Source organism: Pseudomonas sp. DG56-2, from assembly GCF_004803755.1.
GTDB classification, from domain to species: Bacteria; Pseudomonadota; Gammaproteobacteria; order Pseudomonadales; family Pseudomonadaceae; genus Aquipseudomonas; species Aquipseudomonas auratipiscis.
Genome location: NZ_CP032311.1, coordinates 4,921,265 through 4,940,805, shown reverse-complemented (window position 1 = coordinate 4,940,805; position 19,541 = coordinate 4,921,265). Strand labels below are relative to the sequence as shown.

General features: G+C 59.5%; 17 protein-coding genes. 12 read left to right on the top strand and 5 right to left on the bottom strand.

Annotation, left to right across the window (positions count from 1 at the left end):
* Window positions 1-22 precede the first annotated feature (22 nt).
* The 6 genes from D3Z90_RS22705 to D3Z90_RS22680 all read left to right on the top strand — a co-directional run bounded on the left by D3Z90_RS22705 (window position 23) and on the right by D3Z90_RS22680 (window position 7,716).
* On the top strand, window positions 23-1,387 hold the full coding sequence (locus tag D3Z90_RS22705) for a DUF1329 domain-containing protein (RefSeq protein WP_136478139.1): 1,365 nt from the start codon (window positions 23-25) through the stop codon (window positions 1,385-1,387).
* A gap of 206 nt (window positions 1,388-1,593) precedes the next feature.
* Window positions 1,594-4,317 carry a LuxR C-terminal-related transcriptional regulator gene (locus D3Z90_RS22700; RefSeq protein WP_136478138.1) on the top strand — a complete coding sequence of 908 codons (2,724 nt, stop codon included), beginning with the start codon at window positions 1,594-1,596 and terminating at the stop codon, window positions 4,315-4,317.
* A gap of 73 nt (window positions 4,318-4,390) precedes the next feature.
* Entirely contained in the window at window positions 4,391-4,981 is a 591-nt protein-coding gene (locus D3Z90_RS22695; RefSeq protein ID WP_136478137.1) for an MliC family protein, read from the top strand.
* Between the two features lie 164 nt (window positions 4,982-5,145).
* The gene (locus D3Z90_RS22690; RefSeq protein WP_136478136.1) at window positions 5,146-5,322 is read left to right on the top strand and encodes a diguanylate cyclase domain-containing protein; all 177 of its coding nucleotides are present in this window, start codon (window positions 5,146-5,148) and stop codon (window positions 5,320-5,322) included.
* Window positions 5,323-5,419: 97 nt separating this feature from the next.
* Window positions 5,420-7,027 carry a response regulator gene (locus D3Z90_RS22685; protein ID WP_136478135.1) on the top strand — a complete coding sequence of 536 codons (1,608 nt, stop codon included), beginning with the start codon at window positions 5,420-5,422 and terminating at the stop codon, window positions 7,025-7,027.
* Window positions 7,024-7,716, top strand: coding sequence for a sensor histidine kinase KdpD (locus tag D3Z90_RS22680; RefSeq protein WP_136478134.1), 693 nt, complete (start codon window positions 7,024-7,026; stop codon window positions 7,714-7,716). The genes D3Z90_RS22685 and D3Z90_RS22680 overlap by 4 nt, the downstream gene beginning before the upstream one ends.
* Window positions 7,717-7,800: 84 nt before the next feature.
* On the opposite strand, the gene D3Z90_RS22675 is transcribed toward D3Z90_RS22680, so the two are convergent.
* The 5 genes from D3Z90_RS22675 to D3Z90_RS22655 form a co-directional block, all read right to left on the bottom strand.
* Window positions 7,801-9,006 (bottom strand): MFS transporter, encoded by a 1,206-nt coding sequence (locus D3Z90_RS22675; RefSeq protein WP_136478133.1) that lies wholly within the window; start codon window positions 9,004-9,006, stop codon window positions 7,801-7,803.
* A 72-nt stretch (window positions 9,007-9,078) separates the two neighbouring features.
* The gene (locus tag D3Z90_RS22670) at window positions 9,079-10,116 is read right to left on the bottom strand and encodes a DUF3445 domain-containing protein (RefSeq protein WP_136478132.1); all 1,038 of its coding nucleotides are present in this window, start codon (window positions 10,114-10,116) and stop codon (window positions 9,079-9,081) included.
* Window positions 10,117-10,133: 17 nt separating this feature from the next.
* Window positions 10,134-11,102, bottom strand: a complete 969-nt coding sequence (locus D3Z90_RS22665; protein WP_136478131.1) for a PDR/VanB family oxidoreductase — start codon at window positions 11,100-11,102, stop codon at window positions 10,134-10,136.
* Entirely contained in the window at window positions 11,099-11,704 is a 606-nt protein-coding gene (locus D3Z90_RS22660) for a dimethylamine monooxygenase subunit DmmA family protein (protein WP_136478130.1), read from the bottom strand. The genes D3Z90_RS22665 and D3Z90_RS22660 overlap by 4 nt, the downstream gene beginning before the upstream one ends.
* A 63-nt stretch (window positions 11,705-11,767) precedes the next feature.
* Window positions 11,768-13,192, bottom strand: a complete 1,425-nt coding sequence (locus tag D3Z90_RS22655; RefSeq protein ID WP_136478129.1) for a gamma-aminobutyraldehyde dehydrogenase — start codon at window positions 13,190-13,192, stop codon at window positions 11,768-11,770.
* Between the two features lie 283 nt (window positions 13,193-13,475).
* On the opposite strand from D3Z90_RS22655, the gene D3Z90_RS22650 reads away from it, so the two are divergent.
* The 6 genes from D3Z90_RS22650 to D3Z90_RS22630 all read left to right on the top strand — a co-directional run bounded on the left by D3Z90_RS22650 (window position 13,476) and on the right by D3Z90_RS22630 (window position 19,470).
* Window positions 13,476-14,252 (top strand): FadR/GntR family transcriptional regulator, encoded by a 777-nt coding sequence (locus D3Z90_RS22650; protein WP_136478128.1) that lies wholly within the window; start codon window positions 13,476-13,478, stop codon window positions 14,250-14,252.
* Window positions 14,253-14,320: 68 nt separating this feature from the next.
* On the top strand, window positions 14,321-15,076 hold the full coding sequence (locus D3Z90_RS22645) for a cache domain-containing protein (protein ID WP_136478127.1): 756 nt from the start codon (window positions 14,321-14,323) through the stop codon (window positions 15,074-15,076).
* A gap of 200 nt (window positions 15,077-15,276) precedes the next feature.
* The gene (locus D3Z90_RS26880) at window positions 15,277-15,996 is read left to right on the top strand and encodes a hypothetical protein (RefSeq protein ID WP_256658273.1); all 720 of its coding nucleotides are present in this window, start codon (window positions 15,277-15,279) and stop codon (window positions 15,994-15,996) included.
* Window positions 15,997-16,082: 86 nt separating this feature from the next.
* On the top strand, window positions 16,083-16,919 hold the full coding sequence (locus tag D3Z90_RS22640) for a DUF6502 family protein (RefSeq protein WP_136478126.1): 837 nt from the start codon (window positions 16,083-16,085) through the stop codon (window positions 16,917-16,919).
* Window positions 16,916-18,616, top strand: a complete 1,701-nt coding sequence (locus D3Z90_RS22635) for a DUF5666 domain-containing protein (RefSeq protein ID WP_256658272.1) — start codon at window positions 16,916-16,918, stop codon at window positions 18,614-18,616. Before D3Z90_RS22640 ends, D3Z90_RS22635 begins: the two co-directional genes overlap by 4 nt.
* Window positions 18,617-18,720: 104 nt before the next feature.
* Window positions 18,721-19,470, top strand: a complete 750-nt coding sequence (locus tag D3Z90_RS22630; protein WP_136478125.1) for a hypothetical protein — start codon at window positions 18,721-18,723, stop codon at window positions 19,468-19,470.
* Window positions 19,471-19,541: the final 71 nt, after the last annotated feature.

Below are 19,541 nucleotides of genomic sequence, written 5' to 3'. Positions count from 1 at the left end.
CCGATTCAGGACGAGCATAAACATGAAAATGACCAAGAGTCTGCTGCAAGCCGGTGTACTGGGCCTGTCGCTGCTGGCCACCAGTGTCATGGCGGCGGTGTCCGCCGACGAGGCCGCCAAGCTGGGTTCGACCCTGACGCCAATGGGCGCGGAAAAGGCCGGTAACGCCGATGGTTCGATCAGTGCCTGGAAACCGCTGACCAAGTCGGCCGGCGCCGTTGATAGCAAAGGTTTTCTTGCTGACCCCTACGCGGGTGAAAAGCCGCTGTACACCATCACTGCCCAGAACGTTGACCAGTACAAGGACAAACTGTCGCCTGGCCAGGTAGCGATGTTCAAGCGCTACCCGGACACCTACAAGATCCCGGTGTACACCACTCACCGCGGCTCGACGGTTCCGGATGCAGTGTTTGCCGCGATCAAGAAAAATGCCACCAGCACCAACCTGGTAGGCGGTGGTAACGGTCTGGAGAACTTCGATACAGCAGTGCCGTTCCCGATTCCGAAAAGCGGCGTGGAGGTGATCTGGAACCACATCACCCGCTACCGTGGTGGCAGCGTGACCCGCTTGGTAACCCAGGCCACGCCGCAGCAAAATGGCTCGTACAGCCTGGTGTATTTCCAGGATCAATTCGTCTTCCGTGACCGGATGAAGGATTACGATCCGAGCAACCCTGGCAACATCCTGTTCTATTTCAAACAGAAGGTGACGGCGCCTGCGCGTCTGGCCGGTACCGTGTTGCTGGTCCACGAGACCCTCGACCAGGTCAAAGAGCCGCGTAAGGCATGGGTGTACAACGCCGGTCAACGTCGTGTACGCCAGGCGCCACAGGTGTCCTATGACGGTCCGGGTACTGCCGCCGATGGCCTGCGTACCTCCGACAACCTGGACATGTTCAACGGTGCTCCGGATCGCTACGACTGGAAGCTGGAAGGCAAGAAAGAGCTGTATATCGCCTCCAACAGCTACAAGCTTGACGATCCAAAGCTCAAATACAGCGACATTATCAAGGCCGGTCACATCAACCAGGACCTGAGCCGTTATGAGCTGCGCCGTGTCTGGCACGTGGTTGCTACCCTCAAGCCGGGTCAGCGTCACATCTACGCCAAACGTGACTTCTATATTGACGAAGACACCTGGCAAGCGGCAGTGATCGACCAGTACGACGGTCGCAACCAACTGTGGCGTGTGTCCGAAGCGCACTCCCAGGACTACTACAACGTCGAGGTGCCGTGGTACACCCTGGAAGCCATCTACGACCTGCAGTCGGGCCGTTATCTGGCACTGGGCATGAAGAACGAAGAGAAAAAGGCCTACGACTTCGGGTTTACCGCAGTCAAGGCTGACTTCCAGCCTGCAGCGCTTCGCCAGGAAGGTGTGCGCTAAGTTTCAAACCTCCTTGTGATCTCCCAGAACGCCCCGGCTTGCCGGGGCGTTTCTGTTTATGCAGGTGGGAGCGGGATAGGAACTGTCGCTTTTTGTTGTAGTCTTTTTTCGGCAAGACGACGCAATCATCTTCAAATGCGCGTTTATAACCGCTAGTCTGCCCAGATCTGTGTTGCCGAAGATTCTCTAACTAAAACGAGCCGGCCATGACTGATCTGTCCCGTACGCAAGGGTTCGCCAGCCAGGCCATGAACGTCCTGGAAGGACGCTTCTATCGTCCGCCACTGCCCGAAGGGCACGTGCCGCGGGCGCGCTTGTGCCAGCGCCTGCAATCTGGTCTGGGTGGTCGCCTGTTGCTGGTGACAGCACCAGCAGGATTCGGCAAAAGCTCGCTGGCCGTGGAGTTCTGCCAAAGCCTGCCCAACCACTGGAGCAGTCTCTGGTTGGGGTTGAGCCGCCGCGACAATGACCCGGGACGTTTTCTCGAACGTTTGCTTGAAGGTTTGCAGCAGGTTTGCCCGGCCGTGGGCAACCAGTCACTGGGCCTGCTCAAAATGCGCCAGCGCCACCAACCCTTTGCCTTCGAAGAATGGCTCGATGGGCTGCTCGATGAGCTGGCCCGTCACCTGCAGCCGCAAAATCCTTTGTTGTTGGTACTCGATGACTACCATCTGGTGCAGGGGCCAGTGCTCGACCGTTGCTTGCAGTTCTTCCTCAACCATCTGCCACCTGGGCTGGTCCTGCTGGTAACCAGCCGCCTGCGCCCTGACTGGCACCTGGCGCGGCTGCGCCTGTCGCGACAATTGCTCGAGCTCAACGAGCAGGACCTGCGTCTGACACCCGACGAGTCGCTGGCTGTATTGGGACAACAACCCAGCGGTTTGCGCGGTCAGGCGCTGGACAATCTGATTCAACGCAGTGACGGCTGGATCGCCGGCCTGAGGTTCTGGCAACTGGCGGTCAGCGAATCGGGCGGCGACAACGCGTTGCCGCAGGCTTTGCATGGTGGCGAGGGTTTGATTCGCGATTATTTGCTTGAAGAAGTGATCGACATTCTGCCTGCCGAAGTACAGGGCTTTCTCAACGACACAGCCTGTCAGGAGCGATTCTGCAGTGAGCTGTGCGATGCGCTGCGGGAAAGCCATGACAGTGCCGAGATCATCGGTTATCTACAGGCGCATCAGGTATTTCTGGTGCCGCTGGACGAACATGGCCGCTGGTATCGTTACCATCACCTGTTCTCCGACCTGCTGCGCAGCCGTCAAACCAGCTTGCCGCTTTCGAGCTTGCACTTGCGCGCCTGTCGCTGGTTCCACGGCCAGGGATTGCTTGACGAGGCAGTCGAGCAGGCATTGCGTGCGGGGCACCTGGATGTCGCCGCCAACCTGGTGCAGAACCTTTCTGAAGAGCAACTGCTGGCCGAACAGAACGTCGGTATGTTGCTGCGCTGGAAAATGGACCTGCCTGACAGCTTGCTGATCAGCACACCACGGCTGATCGTCTTGTACAGCTGGGCCCTGGGCCTGGCTGGGCAACTGGACGCCGCCGAAGAACTGGCCAGCCACTTGAGTCGGTTTCTGCCGGCCCCCTCGGCAACCGCACAGAAATCGATGCTGGCGCAGTGGCTGGCGCTCAGTGGAGTGATCGCTCGCGGTCGTGGTGATCGCGAACGTACCCGCATCTTCTGTGTAGAAGCCTTGCGCAGCTTGCCGCAAAAACGCTACGGCCAGCGTCTGGTGTGCTTGTCGACGCTATCGAACCTGGCCATTGCCGATGCCGATTTTTCGCGGGCACGCACGTGGAACCGCGAAGCGCTGGAACTGGCGCAACGGATCGGCAACCCACTGTTCGAAGCCCTTGCTCATTACGATCGCGCGCGGGTGCTGCATGCCCGTGGCGAGGTGCTGCGCGCGCTGGATGAAGTGCGTCAGGGCTTGCAACGCCTGCAAGGGCTGTCGGCGCAACGCTTGTATGCGGCAAGAGCGCGCTTGACGTTATACGAAGGCTATCTGCTGGTTGCGCGCCTGCAGCCGGAGGCCGGACGCAGCCGCCTGCGGGCGGGGCTGATCGAAGCGCGAGCCTGTCGCGACATCAGCGTGTTGATCGGCCACTGTGTGATCGCTTCGCTGGATGGCCGCGAAGGCCGCTTCACCGAAGCGTTTGCCGAACTGGCCGAAGCCGAACGGCTGATGCACATATGGGACGTGCCACCGATTTTCTACTTGGCCATGATCACCCTGATCAAGTGCGAGCTCTGGTTGGCCCAGGGGCGCATCGACCTGGCCGAGTCCTGGCTGTTGCGTCTGGGGCAGACCTACGGCGGCAAAAAGCCTGCTGCAGCACCGGAGTTCCATCCCTTGCTGCCACTGCATATCGAGGTGCTGCAAACCTCACTCGACCGTACCCTGGGGCGCCTGGAACAGGCCGGTCAACGTCTGCAGGCGCTGGTTGCACGTGGACAGGCAAGCGGTGGGCATATGCTTTGTGTCACCGCGCTATGCCAGTGGACAAGTTTGCTGCTGGGCAACAACAACCCGGCGCAAGCCCGTGACCTGCTGACCTTGAGCCTGGAGGCGGCGCGAGGTGGCGCCCTGCAACCTTTTCAAAGCTTGTTGAACGAGCATCCGCAATGGTTGCGCGAACAGCTGCTGCTGCAACCGGCTAGCGCAGCGCAAGCCAGTTTGCTGGCGCTGCTACCGGTTCAGGACATTCCGGAGGCAGTGGGCGGCAGTTGTGAAGCGTTGAGTGCACGCGAGAAGTCGGTGCTGGAGTTGATCGCCCAGGGCTGCTCCAATCAAGAGATCAGCGAGCGTCTGTTTATCTCGCTGCATACCGTCAAGACCCATGCCAGTCATATCAACAGCAAATTGGGCGTCGAGCGCAGGACCCAAGCTGTCGCTCGAGCCAAGGCCCTGGGTTTGCTAGCCTGACGATTGGATAAGGGCAGGGGAAAAATATCTGCTGTACTCTCTGGCAGATTATTTTTTGCTGGAGGTTTCACCAATGATCCGCGCGCGTACGCAACTACTGCTGGCCGCTTTATTTTGCGCAGGTGCAGTACAAGCAGCTGAAGGGCCGTCGTTTTCTTGCGACAAAGCGCAGGGTGTGGAGCTCAAAGTCTGCCAGAGCCCGCAACTGAGCAAACTTGATCGAGACCTTTCCGCGCTTTACAAGCAAATGCTGGCAAAGGCCGATAGCGACGGACAGAAACAACTCAAGGCAACCCAACGGGGCTGGATCAAAGGCCGGGACGAATGCTGGAAAGCCTCTGACGCCGATGCCTGTGTGCTTGAGCAATATCAGGTGCGCATCGTCAAACTACAGATCCAGTCTGGCGCTGTGCAAGTACCGCCAGCGGTCGAGTTTGACTGTGACGATAACAACAACGACAAGCCCTTCACCGCGGTGTTCTACAACCAGCTCGAGCCCCAAGCGGCGGTGCTCACCTACGGCGGTGATCAGACCATCGCGATTGCCCAGCCGGCGGCAAGTGGCAGCAAGTATGGCAGCCAGGGCGTCGAGTTCTGGGAGCATCAGGGCGAAGCCAAAGTGAAATGGTACGGCTCGGAGATGACCTGCCAGGTTGCTCGCTGAGGCTTCTTTTATCCACAGCTTTACGAGCAAGTGCGGATCCAGGATGATGGCTACTAGCTATCATTGTTGAGCGCTTGCTCATGACGCCGACGCCGTGATCCGGGCCTGCGCCAGAGCACGTCCGGCGTGGTTGCGCGTGAAGATATCGAGCGTTATCAACGCAGGTGGCGCAGGACAAGGTGCGCAACAGCACTCGCGGCGCCTTGGCGTTTCTGGACTTGAACGATTTCAAGGTGATCAATGACCGCAATGGCCCTGCTATTGGTGATCAAGTACTGACCTTTACCGCCAAGCAGCTCAAGCAAATGCTGCGCCCGGCCGATACCACAAGCCAAGGGTGACGATGCTGATGTCGTCCCTGGATTTACCCGCGAAGCCAGGCTGAGGTTGTTGAGCTCTGTGCATCCTTCTTATTTTTTGCCATGTCAGGTTTCGTGGATGCAGGTCTACAGCCAAAAAAGTTTTCTGATCGTCGACGACTTCTCGGATTTTCGCAGTTCGGCCCGTTCCATGCTGCGTGAGTTGGGTGTGCGCGATGTCGACACAGCCGACAGTGGTGAGCAGGCCCTGCGCATGTGCGCACAGAAACGCTACGACTTTATTCTTCAGGATTTTCACCTTGGGGACGGCAAGAAGAATGGCCAGCAAGTGCTCGAGGACCTGATCCTCGACAAGCTGATCAGCCATGAGTGCGTGTTTCTCATGGTCACCGCCGAAACCAGCCAGGCCATCGTTCTCAGTGCTCTGGAGCACGAGCCGGATGCCTACCTGACCAAGCCATTCAACCGTATTGGCCTGGCCCAGCGCCTGGAAAAACTGGTGCAGCGCAAGACCTTGCTCAAGCCGATCCTGCAGGCCCTCGATCGTGGTCGCCCAGCCGAGGTGCTGGCGGCGTGCGCCGAGCTGTGCAAAAAAGACCCGCGCTTTGCGCCGTTGTGCCTGCGCTACCGCGCCGATGCCCTGCGCGACTTGAACCGCTTCGATGAGCTGGGCAAGTTTCTCACCAGTATTATTTCCAGCCGGGCCACCCCTTGGGCCTACGCGGCCCTGGGTAGCTTGCTGTACAAGCGCAACCAGTTGGCCCAGGCCCAAGGGGTGTATGAGCAGGCGCTTAAAGCCTTCCCGATGATGCCGGGCCTATACGACGGGTTGGCCGAGGTGCTGATCGCCCAAGGGGAAAGCAAGCGCGCCCAGGGCGTCCTGGAGGAAGCGGTGCGTTTGTCTCCGTTGGCGGTGCGCCGGCAAATGATGCTGGGCAAGCTGGCGCTGAGCAACGATGACTTCGACACCTCTTCCAAGGCTTACCGGCATGCAGTCAGCCAGGGCCAGAGTTCTCGATACAAAGACCCGGAAAGTAACCTCGGCCTGGTCCAGGCACTGATGAATAAGAACGCTGGCAACGGCCTCGATGCGCGCACGCGTGTGGAGATCAACACCGTGCTTAGCGAAGTTGCCAAGGAAAACGTCGAAGACCAAGGTTTGCAGGTGCGTGCCCGGTTGATGAAAGCCGCCAGCCTGCAGCAGGCCGGCGACCCGGAAACCGCTGCCAAACTGACCGAGCAAGCCATGACCCGGCTGGACAAGATGGAGCAGTTTTTCTCCGTTGAGGCCGCACTGGTTGTGGCCAGCCAGCTGCAGAAGCTGGGTCAGGAATCGGCCGGTACGTCGATTCTGAAAAGCTGCGTGGAAACCTACGGTGACGATCCCAAGGTGATGCAGAGCGTGTCGCGCCTGACGGAGGACCCGACGGTGCTCGGCGCGGTGACCGAAGCGGTGGACCTTAACCGTCAAGGCGTTCGCAGCTATCAAGCGGGTGAGTTGAGTGAAGCGTTGGGGCAGTTCCGTCGCGCGTTGAGCTTGCAACCGAAGAACATCAGTATCGCGCTCAATACCGCTCAAGCCTTGCTGCGCATAGGTGGGGAAACGCCGCCACCGGCAATCATGGAGGAATGCCGAGCGTGCCTGACCTGCGTCGCCGGCATCCCCGAAAGCGACAGTCGTTATGACCGTTACCGCAAACTGCACATCCGGGCTTTTGGCGCATGAACCAGGACAATCAGGGGTTGGATTTCTCCACGGTGATCGCCTCCACCGTACACGACATGAAGAACTCGCTGTCGGCCCTGACCCAGGCACATGGCCAGTGGTTGGCACGTCTGCCAGAAGCCCAGCGCAGTGGTAGCGAACAGGGGGTGATGGAGCATGAGTTCACCCACCTCAATGGCATGCTGGTGCAACTGTTGGGGTTGTACAAGCTCGGCATCAACCAGTTACCGATGTGCCCGGACTACCATGAGCTGGATGACTTTATCGAAGCGCAATTGGCGGCCCAGCAGAACCTGCTCCAGCACCGCGATATCCTTGCCAGCTGGCGCATCGAGACGGCCAGCCCATTGGGTTTTTTCGACCGTGAACTGGTCAGTTCCGTGGTTGCCAACATTCTCAACAATGCTATCCGCTATGCCGGTCATACCCTGTTGATCATGGTGACTGACGAAGATGATCAATTAGTACTGAGCATCAACGATGACGGCCCGGGCTTCTCTGCGCGCATGCTCGAACGTCAGCAGGATTATGTGCAAGGTATCGATGCGCAGACGGGTAGTACGGGCTTGGGCTTGTACTTTGCTGCGCGGATCGCAGCGTTGCACGAGCGCAATGGTGTTCGTGGGCGGATCGAAATCGCCAATGGCGGGGCCTTGGGTGGTGGCATGTTCAGACTGTATCTGCCCTGATTTATCGCGGGGCCAATCGACCCCTACCGGGTGACGGCGGTCTTGCCGCACACGGTAGGGCTTACCCTGCGAAACGATGACTGGCTAGATCGCTGCAGCCAGCTTCAAACCAGCCTCTTCGCGACGAATGCTCGCCAATGGGACTATCACCAGCAGCAAGGTCAGCAGCACGGTGACGGCAATTCCCCACGCCGCCAGGCTGAATCCACCCAGCGAAATCAAGCCGCCGGAAATCGCCGGGCCGACAGCCAGGCCCAGGCTCAGGAAGCTGCTTGCCGCCGCAACTACCCGGCCTTCCCGATCCAGCGCCGCAGCCAGACCAGTGAGGTAACTGAGGGCGTAGAAGTAGGTCACGCAGATGGTCATCACACCGATGGTGTACAAGGTCTTGGAGTGCTCGCCAAGTACATAGCTCAAACTGGTTGCGCCAGTCAGCAGGATCGCCAGGATCACCGGGGTGCTCAGACCGAAACGCTTGCCGACCATGGCTGCCAGTAACGGGCCGATCAACCCGACGAAGGATTGGAAGGACAGCAGCACGCCGACTTCATCTCCGCTGTAACCGACCATCGTGCCAATGCGCTCGACAAACGCCCAGCCCATGGTGTCGCGTGCCTGGAAGACGAACATGGCCAACATCATGCAGATTGCAGGCAAGCTCAGCAGGATATTGCCCGAACCCTTACTAGCGTACAGATTCACAGGCGCAGCCACCACCGGCGCCCGCTGCGGCATCGCCGGAATCGCCAGCAACATCACCGCCATGGTTGCGGCCATGGCGTAGTACAGCCCCGGCAAACCATAAGCGGCCATGACTTTGGCGTAGCCGAGCATCACCACGATCATCAGCAGCACCGACAGAACGTTCATGTGTCCGGCAATTCGATCGGGTTGCTTGGCGCTGGAAACGCACGCATTACCGCAAGCCAGCGCCAGGCCCGCGCCAATGCCCGCCACACAACGTACGGCAGCCAGCGAATAGAGCTCGGTCATGCTCGCGCTGACCAGGTTGGCAGCGATGGCCAGCATGGTGCCGAGCAGCGCCAATGTGCGTCGCGGCGCTCGCCCCATGAAGGGCGCAACCAGCAACGATGCGAGCATGGTGAAGACAAATTCGGCTGACATGAGAATGCCGGCCTGTGCCTCATTGAGCTTGAGGTCATTGATAATTGCGCTGATCAGGAACGGCAGCGCCCACAGCCCTAGAAGGCCGACGCCGTAGGCCGAACCTGCAGCGGAGAACACCAGACTCCAGCTTTCAGGCAGAAAACTGTTTATTGTTTTTTTCATCGGGGTAATCCCTGGTTGGCTAGCACGCGGTGCAAAAAAGCGCGCCTTAGGGCGCGCTCATCATCTGGAAACTTACTGCTTGCTCTCGTCCACTGGTGTGCCGTCGTCGTATTGCGACAGCCAGGTGACCATTGCATCGCGATAACGGGTAAAACCCTTGTAATCGACCAGTTCCTGGTCCAGGTCGCGGATTACCCGGTGCATGCGTTTGGCCCACTGCGGAGCGAACTCGGCCAGTTGCTTGAGGCTTACCAAGTAGGTGCGCACCGGGAACAGCACGGCGTTACTGCGCGGCAGACGATGCAACGGTTGCAGTTCAACACGCAAGTTGACCAGATCACCGGCATTTTCCGCTGTGACCACGGTACGGTCCGGCGCCCAGTCCGGCAGGGTCTCGGCCGAGGTTTCCAGGCGTGGGTTAACCGTGATCGACCAGTTGGTGCGGCGAACCGGGTGACCCGGACGCAGGCGCAGGAGGAACTTCAATGCGCGTTGCAGAATGCCCATTTCATGCAGTTTCGGCACCGGACCGTGGAACTCCATGAAGCTCATGCCCAGGTTGAAGCGCAAAGAGTAATCGGCGCGTTGGGTAGCCATGCCGGCCCCCATGATCAGCGTTTCATCGCGCTCTTCGAGGAGAATGAATTCGCCTTGGGCCTGACGGGTGATGTATTCCATCGGGTCCATCGGCAGGGTGCTGGCGTCGCCGAAGGTGAAGGTCTGATCGATCTGCAGCGGGCGGTTGATCCAGTGCCACTGGCTGCCGTTCTTCTCCAGGGTGAAGTGCTCGGGAAAGTCGCGGGAGTAAGATTCCATCAACAGTTCAAGCAGGTCCCACTGGGCTTCCATCATGTGCGGCAAGGCGGCGTAATGCACACCAGGTTGTTCTTCGAGGGTTTTCGCCCGGTGATGGCACTCGGAGATATAGTGTTCGTCGATATCGAACTGGGCGCGCAGCGCTCCGGTACCAAAAGGAACATGCGGCTCGACGTTCATCGAGTACATGTACTGGTCTTCTGGGTAGGGGAACGGCAAGCGCGTAATGGCTTCGCGGCTGTTGCTGTAGGTGTAGTCGTCGGAATAGGTTTCGATGGGCTTGAAAGCGGTCATGACGTTTGTTCCTGTTATTAGAGGTCTACGACCAGGCGGCTGCCGCAGGCGCGGGATACGCACGGCATGAATTTGCGATTGCTTTGTTTGTCTTCTTCACTAAGCCAGTCGTCGCGGTGATCCAGCTCGCCCTCGACCTCCAGCACTTCGGTTTCGCAGTATCCACAGGCGCCGCCACGGCACAGGTAAGGCACTTTGTAGCCAGCTTGTTCGGCTGCTTCGAGCAACGACTGGTCTGGTGGCACCTCGATGGTTACGCCTTGGCGAGCCAGGGTGACGCTGAATGGCTGGCCGTTTGAGCCCTGTTCGACAAAGCGCTCGTAGTGAATGTGACTGTCGGTCCAGCCCAGCGCGCGTGCGCTGTCGAGGGTGTCATCGATCATGCTGTCCGGACCGCAGACATACACATGACTGCCCAGTGGCCGTGCAGTAAGGATCTGGCGGATATCCATGCGCGCTTCCTGACCCTGTACGTAGAGCTGCACGCGCTGGCCATAACGTGCCTGCAGCTCCAGGCCCAGCGCGGTGTGTTCCGGCCCACGAACTGCCAGGTGCAGCTCGAAATCAGCCTGTTTGATGTGCAGCTCTTCCATCTGCGAGTACACCGGGGTGATACCCACGCCACCGGCGATGAACACGTGCTGGCGAGCATGCTTGGCCAGCGGGAAGAGGTTGGCAGGTTGCAGGATCTGCAACAGCGCACCTTCTTCCAGGGTGTCATGCAGGTAGCGTGAACCGCCGCGGCCATCGCTGACCCGGCGCACGGCGATCTGGTAGGCGCTGGAGTCGTAGGGCGAACCCATCAGCGAATAGGCGTTGCGATGGGTCTTGTCACCGTCCTCGACCACCACGACCACGTGGCTGCCACCGGAGAATGCAGGCAAGTGCTTGCCATTGAGGTCCACCAGGGTAAAGCGCTTGATTTCCGGGGTGAGGTTCTCGATGCGCGCAACCCGAACACTGAGGGTTCCGTTGTGGGTATTCATGTATCGAGCTCCTCGGCAGCAGGCATTTCGCCTGGGACTTCACCGTCGGCCTTGATGCCCTGGAAAGCGGCCAGGCGACGGGAGTAGTGATCGCGCACGACCAGGTCGAGCTTGCAGCCGGGGCAGGTGAATACGCGGTGGGTGACGTTTTCGGTGTAGGTGTCGCAGTGAGCGCACCAGACGCGACGAACCAGGGTGCCGCTGTGTTCACGCAGTACTTCATCGCGGTTCAGATCGACCGCATTAGCCGCCTGCATAGTGGTGCCGATGAAGCTTTCCGAACCGCTGAGGTACAGACGCGTGCCCATGTGGGCGGTGTCGAGCAGGCGACGAAGGCCTTCGATCAGCGCATGGTTGCTGTCAAAAACCTGCAAGTCGCCCGCCGGGGCCTGGCGTAGAGCTGCCAGGTGGTTGTGTCCGGAGAAGGATTCGGTGGAGTACAGCAGCGTGCTGTTTTCACGCTGTGCCGGGGTCATTTCCTCGATCAGCCGCAGCATGGCCGTGCCGCCGCTGCCCTGGCCGACGACCAGGTGGCGTAAACCACCTGCCATCGGGTGCAGGTGGTCGTAGACCGGGCGGCTTTTGATGCCGGTGATAAGCATGGCATATTACCTATTATTTTATATGTTTATAGTGGTGCAGCTCAGCGCAAATGTGCGGCGTCCTTAGTGCTTGAACATCACGTGGCGTACGCAGGTGTAGTCTTCCAGGCCGTACATCGACATATCTTTGCCGTAGCCCGACTGCTTCATGCCGCCGTGGGGCATTTCACTGATCAACATGAAATGGGTATTTACCCAGGTGCAGCCGTACTGCAGGCGTGAGGCCAGGCGGTTGGCGCGGCCTACATCGCGGGTCCATACCGATGAGGCCAGGCCATAGTCGGAGTCGTTGGCGAAAGCCAGCGCCTGGGCTTCATCGCTGAATGGGGTGATGCTGACCACCGGGCCGAAAACTTCGCGCTGAACGATTTCGTCCTCCTGGCGAGCGTCGGCCAATACGGTTGGCTCGAAGAAAAAGCCGGGACCCTCAACACGCTTGCCGCCAGTGATCACGCGAATGTGCGGCTGCGCCTTGGCGCGCTCGACAAAAGCTTCGACGCGTTGCAGATGGTCTTGAGTGATCAGCGGACCGAGTTCGGTTTCTGGGTCGTCCTGCAAGCCATGGCGAATGCTGGCCACGGCTTCGCCCAGCTTTTTCACGAAAGTTTCGTAGACACCTTGTTGCACATACAGGCGGCAGGCAGCGGTGCAATCCTGGCCTGCGTTGTAGAAGCCGAAGGCGCGAATGCCCTCTACGGCTGCATCGATATCGGCATCATCGAAGATCAACACCGGAGCCTTGCCACCCAGTTCCATGTGCGTGCGCTTCACGCTGCTGGCGGTGTTGGCGACGATGCGTGCGCCAGTGGCCACCGAACCGGTAAGCGAAACGAGGCGAACCTTGGGGTGGGTGACCAGAGGCTCGCCCACGCTCGGACCGCGGCCGAAGAGAATGTTGACGACGCCTGCCGGGAACAGCTCGGCAATGATTTGCGCCAACTTCAAGGCAGTCAGTGGCGTTTGCTCGGATGGCTTGAGCACCACGCAGTTGCCGGCAGCAAGGGCCGGAGCAAGTTTCCACGCCACCATCATCAGGGGGTAGTTCCAGGGCGCAATCGAGGCCACGACACCCAGCGGGTCACGACGAATCATCGAGGTGTGGCCTGGCAGGTATTCGCCACCGGCCGAACCATTCAGGCAGCGGCTGGCACCGGCAAAGAAGCGGAACACATCGGCAATTGCCGGAATCTCGTCATTCAGCGCTGCCTGGTAGGGCTTGCCACAGTTTTGCGATTCCAGGCGCGCCAGGGTCTGCGCGTCGGCCTCGATACGGTCGGCCAGCTTCAACAGCAACTGGGCGCGATCCTTGGGCGGGGTTTGAGACCAGGCGTCGAATGCCTGATCGGCGGCCTGCACAGCGGCATCGACCTGGGCACTGCTGGCCTCGGCGATGTTCACCAGCACGGTGCCCAGGGCCGGGTTGTAAACGGCGTACTGGTCGCCTTCACCGTCGACCAACTGGCCGTTGATCAGGAGTTTGGTTTGCATGGCGTGTCCCTTGATTAGTCTTGTAGGTTGAGAATCGCTGGGCCAATGCGGGGGCGCAGAGGTTGAGTTGCCCGCTGTTCACACTAAACATATAAAAACATATCTTAATGTTCGAGGTTCGGCAACTCTCCATCTGTCGGCTTGAAAACCGCGTTTGAACGGATTTTTAATCGATCAAGAGCCGAAATCGCCGGTGTCGGAGGCAGTGCAATCTCTATAAGATACGAAACTGAACGTTTAGCAGGCTCCATCTGGGCCAATACATGCTGACTATGGAGAGCCAATGAATGCCCTGAATACTGCCCGTAGTACTGCCTTCATCCGGCTGCGCCAGGAAGGGCGCACCGATGAAGTAGCGCGGCGGCTGGTTGAAGCTATCGAACTGGGCCTGTTCGCCGAAGGGCAGCAGCTCCCGAGTGAAACCGAATTGGCGATGCAATTGGGGGTGGCCACCGTTACTCTGCGCGAAGCGCTGGTGGTGCTGCGTCAGCGGGGTCTGATCGAGACCCGGCGCGGACGCAATGGCGGCAGTTTCGTCTGTGCGCCAGTGGAGTTGCCCGAAGGCCTGCTGCTGCAGCGACTGCGCGAGATGAGCGGGCCAGACCTGCGTGACCTGGGTGATGAGCAAATGGCAATTTCCGGCACGGCCGCACGCCTTGCTGCCCAACGCGGCTCACGCGAACAGTACGCTCGCATCGCGCAACACATCGACACCTTGAAGCAGGCAGGCACTCGGTTGGCGCGGCATCGCGCCGATGCACGTTTTCATATCGAGGTGGCGGCTGCCGCACAGTCGCTGCGCTTGACCCATGCCGAAATGCGCCTGCAGTCAGAGGTGGGTGAATTGCTTTGGCTTGAAGCAGCCGGGGGCGGCGATGTGACGGTGGTCGAGCACGAACACCGCGCCATTCTCGAAGCCTTGCTCAGCAATGACACGGTGCTTGCCGGTGCTCTTGCCGAGGCGCATGTCAGCCGTGGAATCAAGCGTCTGATCAGCCTGCGACTCGAGTTATTGGCTGGCAGCGACGACGAAGATCAGGCCGGCGCGATAATTGCCTAGACCTTCGTGGGTTTTTACCCAAAACCCGAACGGATAATAATAAAGCCAACCCTGCGTGAGGTAATACCATGTTCGCCCTGAGCGAAAACGACCCCCTGTGTGCTTGCGCTCGGCAGCTCAACAGCACGCTGGAGAGCATCTTCAGCCAGGTCCGCCAGTTGGTGGATGAAACCATCGGTATCTGGGAGCGCGTACTCTCTGAAGGCCGTGTACCCAACGTCAAGGACCTGGCTTTACTCAGGCCGGCAATTGATCAGCAGCTATTGGCCACAGGGGCCTTCGGCTGTGGCGGTGGGGTGATTATTGAGCCGGGCAGCTTGAGCGACCAGGCGATGCACCTGGAATGGTGGTATCTGGCAGATGCAGGCAAGACTCTGCCGCTGCGGCCCAACTTCGATCGTCGGCGGGAAAACTTCTACGATTACACCGCCGCACCCTGGTTCAGCCGTCCGCGTGACTCCGGTAACAGCAGCGTCGAGGGACCCTACGTCGACCTCTACGGCACCAACATGTATGTGCTGACCTTCACCATGCCCATTTTCGTGCAGGGGCGTTTCGTTGGCGTGGCGGGGCTGGACCTATCGTTGCACAACGTCGAACGCATGCTGGTACGCAGCCTGATGCGCCTTGAGCATGAAGCGGTGCTGGTTTCCGCCGATGGCCGCGTGATCGCTTCCAATACAGCCAACTGGATGGTGGGTGATCTGGCGCCGAGGCTGCTGGACCCTTCACTCAGTCACGGGGTGCGAGTGGTATTGGCTGAGCCTGAAGGGGGCTGGTCATTGATTCGTCTGCCGGACCTGCGTAAAGCCGCACCCGTTTAGGGGCGGCTACACCGCGCAATCCTTGTTCACTTCATCTGGCCACCACTGGTCGGCTTTCTCCTGCGTCGCTTGAATCCGTGGATGAACAGGTCTAGTTTTTTGATGTGGGAAAATTTCCCACGAAAATATAAAGTAGAAAAACAAACATCGATTTCCAACTTTATTCGACGTTTCTCACGGCAATGACCAGGAGACGGAAGATGCACACTCACAAGTTATTCACCAAGGCATTGTTGGCGATAGCGATTGGAGGCGTGCTGTCGGCCTCCATGGTTCTGCTCCCCGATTCGATTTCCCATGATTCCAGTGCATACGCCAAAGATGGCGGTGGCGGAGGTGGCCACGGCGGAGGTGGCGGCGGTGGTCATGGCGGCGGCGGTGGTCATGGCGGCGGCGGAGGTGGTCACGGCGGCGGCGGAGGTGGTCACGGCGGAGGTGGTGGCGGAGGCCACGGTGGAGGTGGTGGCGGTGGTCATGGTGGCGGCGGCGGAGGTGGTCACGGCGGAGGCAGTGGCGGCGGCCATGGTGGTGGAAGCGGAGGTTCAGGTGGCCATGGTGGAAGCGGCAGTGGTGGCGGCCATGCTGGCAATGGTAGTGGCGGCAGCAGTGGCAGCGGTCATAGCGGCAGCGGCCATAGTGGTAGCGACCATGGGGACGCCGGCCAAGGGCAGGCCGGAAACTCGAACTCCGGTCGCAGCAGCAACCATTCAGAACCTGGCGATGATCATGGCAATCATGTGGGTGGCGAGCCCGGCGATGACCATGGCAATCACGTTGGTGGTGAGCCCGGAGACGATCATGGCAATCATGTTGGCGGCGAGCCTGGTGATGATCGTGGTGATCATGTGGGGGGCGAGCCGGGTGATGACCGTGGCGATCACGTCGGCGGCGAGCCTGGAGACGATAACAGCAGAAGTTGACTGACTGAGGGTTCTCGTACAAAACCCAGGGGCGGGTTTTGTACGAGCACTGTATTACTGCAACCATCTGTCAAGGAATGTCCCCAATGCCATCGCCCACACTTGCACCTTCCCTCATAAGCGCGCTGCGACGAGTCATGCGTCCGCTGGTGCGTCTTATGTTGCGCAAGGGCATCACCTATACGGTGTTTGTCGATTTGCTCAAGGAGGTATTCGTTGATGTGGCCGATCGAGAATTCCGTCTGGACGACAAAGTTCCAAGTGACAGCCGCATCAGTCTACTGACCGGTGTGCACCGCAAGGACGTCCGGCGTTTACGCCATGAGGCTGACGCCTCCAGCATGGCACTCCCCGACAACATCACCTTGGGCGCCCAACTGGTCAATGTCTGGAGCAATAGTCCACCTTTCTGTAAAGAAACTGGCCAGGCTTTACCTCTGCCGCGCTTGGCGAGCGTTGGCGGCGAAGCCTCGTTTGATGCCTTGGTTGCGAAAGTCAGCACGGACATTCGTGCGCGCGTGGTGCTCGATGAATGGTTGCGCCTGGGCGTGGTGCGACTCGATGAGCAAGACTGTGTGCACCTGGAGGCTCAGGCATTTTTGCCGCAGAAGGGCTTCGATGAGAAGGCGGCGTACCTCGGCCATAACTTGCATGACCATGCGAGCGCAGCTGTTCATAACCTCAGCGGTGAGGAGCCGCCCTTCTTCGAACGAAGTGTGCACTACGATGCGCTGGCCCCGGGCAGTGTCCAGGTCCTGCGTGATGCAGTTGCCAGTGAAGGCATGCAGACGCTGCTCGAATTCAGCCGACTTGCCGCAAGTCTGGAAAACCGCGATCTATCCAGCCTGGAGCCACGCCAGCGCATCACTATCGGGCTTTATTTCTACACTGAGCCTAACTCGCCGACGACGCCTCGCTCATGAACTCACTCCTGCGCCGCGCTCATACCTTTATTGCTGCCCTGGGGCTGTTGTCAGGCCTGGGGTTCTGCTCCTTGGGCAGCGCAGCACCGGCCTGCGTCAGCCGTGATGAGATTGGTATGGCGGGCGCATCGAGCCTGCAGTTTCCCGGAGGCACGGGAGGCACCGGGGCCCGCTCGGGCGGCGTGGGCGGCACGGGGATTCAGAGTGATAACGGGGGGATGGGCGGCAGCGGTGCGCCAATCCAGCAACGCCCGGGTGGAACGGGTGGTACCGGTGCGCCGATTTGGTCTCCCGGTGGAACCGGCGGCACCGGTATCGTCGGCACCATAACCGGCTTCGCTTCAATCTGCGTCAATGGCGTGGAGGTGCATTACGGCAAAGATGTACCGGTGAGTGAAAATGGCGTCGCAGCCAGCAGCGCAAACCTGGCAATCGGGCAGGTAGTGGCGGTGGAGTCTTTCGCCGGCAAGCGAGGCCTCGAGGCTGGACGCATTTCGATCCTGAACGTTTACGAAGGCCCGCTGACGCAGCTGCCAAATACCACCTCGCCACTGCGAGTAATGGGCCAGCCCGTGCACCTGGCCAAGGGCGCAAGAGTCGCAGAAGGCCTGCGACCCGGTGAACCGGTCAAGGTCAGCGGCCTGCGCAATGCCCGTGGCGAGGTAGTTGCCAGCCGTATCGAGCGAGCGCCGGGCCTCAAGGAGTCCAGCGCCATTGGCGTGGTGGACCGCACGGGTAGCCTTCAAGGGCTGAAGCTGGGAAGCCGGGTAACGGCAGCGCAAGAAGTGCTCGTGCGTGGTCAGTGGACCGGTCGCCAGTTGGAAGTCGCCCAGAGTCGCCCCGATCCGAGCATGCCGTTTACCGCCAGAGTGCATCAGGTAGTAATCGAAGGGCTGGTGCAGGGCCGGCAGGAGCGGCGCCTGGTAGTGGGAGGCGTCAATGTGACCCTGGGCCACGACACGGTAATTGTCGGTGAGCAGGGCTCGGCATTGGCAATTGACCAGCGGGTGCGAGTGAGCGGCGTGCTCAGTGGTGCTAGAGAGGTGCGTGCCACTCGGGTTGAACTGCACAGCGAGCGCGCCGAAACACCGGGCAGGGACCGCTCCGGTCACCACGAACATTCCGACGATGACCACTCGGGCAGCGGCAGTAGCGGGAAGGGTGGCGTGACCGTGAGCGCTCGTTCTGATGCCAGCCACGGGGGTGATGACCGTGACGACGGCAGCCATGGCAGTGGTCGCGAAGACAGCGGCACGCCTGAGGCTGTGGATAACTCTGGAAAATCAGAGCACGTCGAGAAAGTTGAGCAAGCCGAAAAGGAAGACCGCAGCGGACGATCCGAAAAGGGCGAAAAGGCTGAAAAAGTCGAGAAGGTTGAGAAGGTTGAGAAGGTTGAGAAAGCCGAAAAGGTAGATAAGCCTGAGAAGGTAGAAAAGGCCGAAAAGATAGAGAAGCCTGAGAAGGTGGAAAAGGCCGAAAAGGTAGAGAAGCCCGAGAAGGTGGAAAAGATCGAGAAAGTAGAGAAGCCCGAGAAGGTGGAAAAGGTCGAGAAAGTAGAGAAGCCTGAGAAGGTCGAAAAGGCGGAGAAAGTAGAGAAGCCTGAGAAGGTCGAAAAGGCGGAGAAAGTAGAGAAGCCCGAAAAAGTGGAAAAGGTCGAAAAAGTCGAAAAGCCCGAGAAAGCAGAGCGCCCCGACTGAGCGTATCGGCGTTTTTTCTGCCCTGTCGGCAGCCAACAATTTGCTGATAAGCAACTAGGCTGACAAGGCCTGATAGCGTTTCCCTGCGCGGCCTTGAGGTGATGATGAGACCTACGCTCACTTTGCTCGCTAGCCTGTTTGCCAGTTTAAGCCTGCCGGCTCTGGCCGATACGTTCAGTACTGCTGTTGGCTTCGATTACTCAAGCGGTGACTATGGCACCGACACCACCTCGGAAATCTGGTACGTGCCCGTTGTCGGCAAGTACGAAACCGGGCCCATGACCTACAAAGTGACCGTGCCCTGGTTGCGGATTACCAACCCCGAAGTGGGCCCGGACGGAGACCCACTGCCCGGTGGTTGTCGGGATGTAGAAAGCGGCCTCGGCGATACGGTGGGCAGCGCAAGCTATGCGCTGCTCGATGGCAGTGAAAATGGCGTCTTCGTGGATCTGATAGGAAAGGTGAAGTTCCCCACCGCAGATGAAGACCAGTGTTTGGGCACGGGCGAGACCGACTATACCGCTCAGGTTGATGTCGCCAAGGCATTTGGCCCGGTAACCGGCTTCGCTACGCTGGGCTGGAAAAAATACGGCGACCCGCGCGATAGCGATTTTGATGATCCGGTATTTGCCAGCCTGGGTTTCGCCACGCCCATCGCAGTACGCACCACTGCAGGAGCGTCCTACGATTGGCGGCAGAAAGTGGTTTCCACCGGTTCGCAAATCCAGGAGCTCACGTTATTTGTCACTCATAAGCTCAACCAGCAATGGAAAGTCCAGCTGTACGCTGTAAAAGGTTTTTCCGACGCCAGCCCGGATGCCGAGGGAGGGATGCTGGTCTTCCACTCGTTCTGATCGGCTTGCTGCCAAAGTGGTCGCCCACTTTCTTTTACTGCGTCAAAATGGGCCATCAATGTTCAAGGAGC

Bases quoted from the DNA above. Each gene is read 5' to 3' on its own strand.
- D3Z90_RS22705 (WP_136478139.1), top strand. From the start codon at position 23: ATGAAAATGACCAAGAGTCTGCTGCAAGCCGGTGTACTGGGCCTGTCG.
- D3Z90_RS22700 (WP_136478138.1), top strand. From the start codon at position 1,594: ATGACTGATCTGTCCCGTACGCAAGGGTTCGCCAGCCAGGCCATGAAC.
- D3Z90_RS22695 (WP_136478137.1), top strand. From the start codon at position 4,391: ATGATCCGCGCGCGTACGCAACTACTGCTGGCCGCTTTATTTTGCGCA.
- D3Z90_RS22685 (WP_136478135.1), top strand. From the start codon at position 5,420: ATGCAGGTCTACAGCCAAAAAAGTTTTCTGATCGTCGACGACTTCTCG.
- D3Z90_RS22680 (WP_136478134.1), top strand. From the start codon at position 7,024: ATGAACCAGGACAATCAGGGGTTGGATTTCTCCACGGTGATCGCCTCC.
- D3Z90_RS22675 (WP_136478133.1), bottom strand. From the start codon at position 9,006: ATGAAAAAAACAATAAACAGTTTTCTGCCTGAAAGCTGGAGTCTGGTG.
- D3Z90_RS22670 (WP_136478132.1), bottom strand. From the start codon at position 10,116: ATGACCGCTTTCAAGCCCATCGAAACCTATTCCGACGACTACACCTAC.
- D3Z90_RS22665 (WP_136478131.1), bottom strand. From the start codon at position 11,102: ATGAATACCCACAACGGAACCCTCAGTGTTCGGGTTGCGCGCATCGAG.
- D3Z90_RS22660 (WP_136478130.1), bottom strand. From the start codon at position 11,704: ATGCTTATCACCGGCATCAAAAGCCGCCCGGTCTACGACCACCTGCAC.
- D3Z90_RS22655 (WP_136478129.1), bottom strand. From the start codon at position 13,192: ATGCAAACCAAACTCCTGATCAACGGCCAGTTGGTCGACGGTGAAGGC.
- D3Z90_RS22650 (WP_136478128.1), top strand. From the start codon at position 13,476: ATGAATGCCCTGAATACTGCCCGTAGTACTGCCTTCATCCGGCTGCGC.
- D3Z90_RS22645 (WP_136478127.1), top strand. From the start codon at position 14,321: ATGTTCGCCCTGAGCGAAAACGACCCCCTGTGTGCTTGCGCTCGGCAG.
- D3Z90_RS26880 (WP_256658273.1), top strand. From the start codon at position 15,277: ATGCACACTCACAAGTTATTCACCAAGGCATTGTTGGCGATAGCGATT.
- D3Z90_RS22640 (WP_136478126.1), top strand. From the start codon at position 16,083: ATGCCATCGCCCACACTTGCACCTTCCCTCATAAGCGCGCTGCGACGA.
- D3Z90_RS22635 (WP_256658272.1), top strand. From the start codon at position 16,916: ATGAACTCACTCCTGCGCCGCGCTCATACCTTTATTGCTGCCCTGGGG.
- D3Z90_RS22630 (WP_136478125.1), top strand. From the start codon at position 18,721: ATGAGACCTACGCTCACTTTGCTCGCTAGCCTGTTTGCCAGTTTAAGC.